The 4441-nt window shown below is 67.4% G+C and carries 5 protein-coding genes and 3 pseudogenes; 1 reads left to right on the top strand and 7 read right to left on the bottom strand.

Annotation, left to right across the window (positions count from 1 at the left end; translation table 11 throughout):
• Positions 1–40: 40 nt before the first annotated feature.
• Positions 41–226 carry a transposase gene (locus tag GAK28_RS24870; RefSeq protein ID WP_291785639.1) on the top strand — a complete coding sequence of 62 codons (186 nt, stop codon included), beginning with the start codon at positions 41–43 and terminating at the stop codon, positions 224–226.
• Here the strand turns inward: GAK28_RS24870 and GAK28_RS24865 are convergent.
• From GAK28_RS24865 to GAK28_RS24835, 7 genes and pseudogenes are all read right to left on the bottom strand, one after another.
• Positions 221–1414: pseudogene (locus GAK28_RS24865) on the bottom strand (conjugal transfer protein TrbE); the annotation flags it as partial. The gene GAK28_RS24870 and the pseudogene GAK28_RS24865 sit on opposite strands and share 6 nt — an antisense overlap.
• A 14-nt stretch (positions 1415–1428) precedes the next feature.
• Positions 1429–1701, bottom strand: a complete 273-nt coding sequence (locus tag GAK28_RS24860) for a VirB3 family type IV secretion system protein (RefSeq protein ID WP_291785636.1) — start codon at positions 1699–1701, stop codon at positions 1429–1431.
• A complete protein-coding gene (locus GAK28_RS24855; protein WP_291785634.1) occupies positions 1698–2081 on the bottom strand; it encodes a TrbC/VirB2 family protein in 384 nt (127 codons plus the stop codon). Before GAK28_RS24855 ends, GAK28_RS24860 begins: the two co-directional genes overlap by 4 nt.
• On the bottom strand, positions 2078–3130 hold the full coding sequence (trbB, locus tag GAK28_RS24850; RefSeq protein ID WP_291785632.1) for a P-type conjugative transfer ATPase TrbB: 1053 nt from the start codon (positions 3128–3130) through the stop codon (positions 2078–2080). The genes GAK28_RS24855 and trbB overlap by 4 nt, the downstream gene beginning before the upstream one ends.
• Complete coding sequence (locus GAK28_RS24845; protein ID WP_035481266.1) at positions 3127–3591, bottom strand: ribbon-helix-helix protein, CopG family; 465 nt, start codon at positions 3589–3591, stop codon at positions 3127–3129. Before GAK28_RS24845 ends, trbB begins: the two co-directional genes overlap by 4 nt.
• Positions 3588–4211 (bottom strand): annotated as a pseudogene (locus tag GAK28_RS24840) (type IV secretory system conjugative DNA transfer family protein); the annotation flags it as partial. The pseudogene GAK28_RS24840 and the gene GAK28_RS24845, both read right to left, overlap by 4 nt.
• A gap of 45 nt (positions 4212–4256) precedes the next feature.
• Positions 4257–4441, bottom strand: a pseudogene (locus tag GAK28_RS24835) (IS256 family transposase); the annotation flags it as partial.

The following is a 4441-nucleotide window of genomic DNA, read 5'->3' as shown; positions in this document are numbered from 1 at the left end:
GAAGGCGCTCGCACAACGGCCATGGCTCACGGTCGAATGGTTGCCGAAATACGCGCCCGAGCTCAACGACATCGAACGAAGCTGGCGCGATCTCAAGCGCCATCATCTGGCCAATCGGACGTTCCTGTCCGTGGACGATCTCGACTCGAAAATTCATCAGGCTGTCCTCGCGATGAATCAAGAGCGGGTCATCAATACGTGTTGTGATTTACGCATAGCTGCTTAGGTTCAGCGTCGAGACGATGGGCTGGCGCACGTTGGCGTAGGCGTTGCCCGGAATGGACGACAGCCATGCATCCACGGCGTTGAGCGTTTCGGGGATGGTGACGAAGCCCCGGCCCTGGATGACACGCTCCACCATGCGCAGCTTCTCGTCCGCCACGGCGGCGTCCGCGTCCATGACGGTGACGGTCGCCGTCAGGTAGCCGAAGGCCACCTGGTCGCTGCCCAACTCCTGCAAGGCGGCGTCGGCGTCGGCCGCCTTGTTGTTGGCGTCGGTATCGACCAGCGGGCTTTCCTGCTGGAAGATCGTTTCGCGCAGCAGCGCGATGACGTTCTTGCGCTTGGCGAACCACTGGCGGCGCAGGCGTCCCAACTCCCGTTCCGCCTCGGCTTTGTCCAGGCAGAGAAAGCGCGTGCTCCAGCGGTAGGCAAAGCCGAGGCGGTTGAGGTCATCCAGAATCCCCGGCCAGGTCGAAGTCGGGAAGCCCCGCACAGACACCACGCGCAGGTGCTGGTCGCCCAGCATGGGCGCCAGGCCACCGACCAGCGCGGAGTCGGTCAGCAGCGCGTCGATGTGGAACGGCAATCCGGGCACGCCGACGCGGTAGCGCCGCGTCGAGATGGTGGCGTGCAGGTAGGTCAGCGTCTGGCTGTCATCGAGCCAGGCAATTTCCGGCATCACGCCATCGAGAAGGTCGAAGACGCGATCGGTTTCCGCGACGAAGGATTGCAGGCGCTCGCGCCAGTCCACGCCATTCGTCGGCGTGTTCTCGTAGAGCATCTTGGCTGCACGGGCACGGGATTCTTCTGGTGGCAGATACACCAGCGTCAGGTGATAGCCGCTCTCAAAGTGGTTGCCCGATTCCTCGAAGGTGGCGCGGCGCTCCTCGTCCACCAGCCACGACAGCGGCTCGGGAAACTCCGAGTGTGGATAGTCGGCAGCGGGTCGGCGCTCGGCTTCGATGAACAGCGCCCAGCCCGAACCCATGCGGCGCAATGCGTTGTTCAACCGCGCCGACGTAGCGATCAGCTCGCCTTGCGTCGCACTGTCGAGGTCAGGCCCACGAAACCGGGCCGTACGCTGGAAACTGCCGTCCTTGTTCAAGACGACGCCCGGCGCGACCAATCCAGCCCACGGCAGCCAGTCGGCGAGCAATGCGGGTCGCTGGCGGTATTCGGCAAGGTTCAGCATTGCGGCGTCCCCCCTCACACGTCCAGCAGCGGGCGGTGCTTGATGTGCCGGGCGAAGACCTGCATGAACTGCGGATCGACGCGCGCCCCCCACACCGCCAACGAATGGCCGACGATCCAGAGCACGACGCCGGGAATCCACAGTTGCAGGCCCAGCCCGACGGCGGCGGCCAGCGTGCCGTTGGCGATCGCCACGGTGCGCGGCGCACCGCCCAGCAGGATCGGCTCGGTGAGCGAGCGATGCAGCGGCACCTCGAACCCGGCCGCGAAGCTGTCCGGGCCGTTCATACGACAGCCCCGCCAGAGAACGAGAAGAATGACAGGAAGAACGAGGACGCAGCGAAGGCGATGCTCAAGCCGAACACGATCTGGATCAGCTTGCGGAAGCCGCCCGACGTGTCGCCGAAGGCGAGCGCGAGGCCCGTGGCGATGATGATGATGACGGCGACGATGCGCGCCACCGGCCCCTGGATGGATTCGAGGATGGATTGCAGCGGGCCTTCCCACGGCATCGCGGAACCGGCGGCCTGCGCGGTGCTGGCCAGGAACAGCAGCAGCGCGGCCAGCAGCAGCCCTTGCCCCGCAGGGCGGGCCAGGCAGCGCAGCCGTGCAATGCGCAAAGCCGGATTTACGGAAACACGGAAAGCAGGAACGGTCGTCTGCGTCATGGCAGTTCTCCAAGTGAGTCAGGGGATGGGAAAGTCGCCGCAGCGAGTGCGGCATCGGAAACGGGCGGCAGCTCGGGAAACGGCGCGTCCATCGCGTCCGCCAGTTGGTAGCCCACGCCGTCGAAGCCGACGACGCGGGCGATGCTCTCGATGCGGCGCTTGCGCCCGCGCCCGGCGATGTGGATCACCACGTTGACCGCCTCGGCGATCAGCGCGCGAGGCGGGTTCACGGCCACTTCGAGAATCAGTTGCTCCAGGCGCAGCAGCGCGCCGAGCGCGGAGCCGGCATGGATCGTGGCTATGCCGCCGGGGTGGCCCGTGCCCCACACCTTGATGAGATCCAGCGCCTCGGCGCCGCGCACCTCGCCGACGACAACGCGATCCGGGCGCAGGCGCATGGACGAGCGCACCAGCTCCGTCATGGACACCACGCCTGCGCGGGTGCGCAGCGGAACGTGGTCGCGGGCCGCGCATTGCAGCTCCACCGTGTCTTCGAGCACCAGCACGCGGTCGCCCGTGGCGGCGATCTCGGCCAGCAGCGCATTGGCGAGCGTGGTCTTGCCGCTGCTGGTGGCGCCAGCGATCAAGACGTTCTGCCGCTCGCGCACGGCGCGAACGAGAAAGCCCGCCTGGGCGCTGGTCATCATCCCGTCGATGACGTACCGCTCCAGCGGGATCACGCCGATGGCCCGCTTGCGCAGCGCGAAAGCCGGCCCCGGCGCAGCCGGCGGCAAGATGCCCTCGAAGCGTTCGCCGGTTTCGGGCAACTCGGCCGACAGCAGCGGTTGGCCGCGATGCACCTCCGCGCCGACGTGAGCGGCCACGAGGCGGATGATTCGCTCGCCATCGGCCTCGGGCATCTCCACGCCCATCGGCGCACGGCCCGACGACATCCGATCCACCCACAGGGTGCGATCGGGGTTGAGCATGATTTCCACCACGTCCGGGTCTTCGAGCGCGGTGGCGATCAGCGGCCCCATCGCCGTGCGCAGCATCTGGATGCGGCGGTCGAGCGACGTGGCGCTCATGGGCTGCGGAGCGGCGTTCATGACGCACGCTCCTGCGCTTGCGCAGCTGCTGCCGCGTCCTCCATCCGCATCGGGTCGGGGTGCAGTTCTTCCACCACGTCGCGCACGAGGCTTCGCCCGCGCAGCAGGTGGCGGCCCAACTGTTCCACGAACTGCTCGAAGCGCGCTTTGCCCTGGGCGCGGGCGGCCTCTTGGTGAGCCTCGGGGACTGGCGTGCTGACCGTGAGGTAGTAGCGAATGAACAGTGCCAGCGTCTCGATCTGGATGTTCTGGTCGCGCTCCAGGCGCTCGGCTTGGCGGGACAAGCGATCAAGGCGCTTGGCGACTGCTGCCTCGCGCTGGTCGGCGGCATCGGGCGACAGCCACGATGCAAGCGCCGCCGCGACGATGGACGACTTGGACACGCCTTTCTTGGCTGCCAGCTCATCGAGCCGCTTGGCGTGCTCGGGCTGGATGAACAGGTTGAGGCGGTAGTGGCTCATAGCTCGATTCCGTCGTTGGGGTCGAGGGAAGCCAGCCGGGCCGTGCGCTGCATGGCTGGATCAAGCTGGCGAGGCAGGGGAAGCGGCAGGTCGTCGTCGTCGAGCAGCGCGAGGTCGGCCGCAGGCGCGGCGAGCTCGGGGGCGTAGGCGACGGCTTCGGAAAGCTCGGGCTGGCGGCGCGGGCCACCGTCGTCGGCGGCCAAGCTCTCCAGGCCGTCAGCGGATGCGGTGGCTGATGCGGCAGGCGTTGGCGGAATAGCCAGCCCGCTCCAGTCGTCCGGGCGCAGCGGCGGCGCGTCGGTGTACTGCGCACCCGCCAGCGCGGGCGGCGGCAGCACGCGGCGCTTGAAATTGGCGTCCGCGTAGTAGCGCAGCTTCTTCGCCTTGATCGGCGGCACGCTGGACACCATCACCACGGCTTCGTCAGGCGGAAGCTGCATGACTTCACCCGGCGTCAGCAGCGGGCGGGCCGTCTCCTGCCGCGACACCATCAGGTGGCCCAGCCACGGTGCGAGCCGATGGCCCGCGTAGTTGCGCTGCGCGCGCAGCTCGGTGGCGGTGCCGAGCGTTTCGGAAATGCGCTTGGCTGTGCGTTCGTCGTTGGTGGCGAACGTCAGGCGGTGTCCCAAACGTAGTTGAAGGTTGGGACGGCGTGGTTTGATAGATTAGGCAGACTCCCGATCATGGTCAACGCGTTTTTCGAGTGATCGATGCAGGGCGACGGCGAGGATCCAGAGGTCGTTGGCACCACCGAGCTTGCGGAAGCGCTTCTCCGCTTCCAGGAAACCGGTGGCCGCCCAGCGCATCGCCATGTCGGCGTCGCGATAGCGATGGACCCGGCCACTCACGC

The organism is Luteibacter sp. (genome assembly GCF_009912395.1).
Classification (GTDB): domain Bacteria; phylum Pseudomonadota; class Gammaproteobacteria; order Xanthomonadales; family Rhodanobacteraceae; genus Luteibacter.
This window is presented reverse-complemented; position numbering and strand designations above follow the sequence as displayed.

Excerpts from the sequence above, each read along its gene's own strand:
- GAK28_RS24845 (WP_035481266.1), bottom strand. The coding sequence starts at position 3,591 with ATGAGCCACTACCGCCTCAACCTGTTCATCCAGCCCGAGCACGCCAAG.
- GAK28_RS24855 (WP_291785634.1), bottom strand. The coding sequence starts at position 2,081 with ATGACGCAGACGACCGTTCCTGCTTTCCGTGTTTCCGTAAATCCGGCT.
- GAK28_RS24860 (WP_291785636.1), bottom strand. The coding sequence starts at position 1,701 with ATGAACGGCCCGGACAGCTTCGCGGCCGGGTTCGAGGTGCCGCTGCAT.
- trbB (WP_291785632.1), bottom strand. The coding sequence starts at position 3,130 with ATGAACGCCGCTCCGCAGCCCATGAGCGCCACGTCGCTCGACCGCCGC.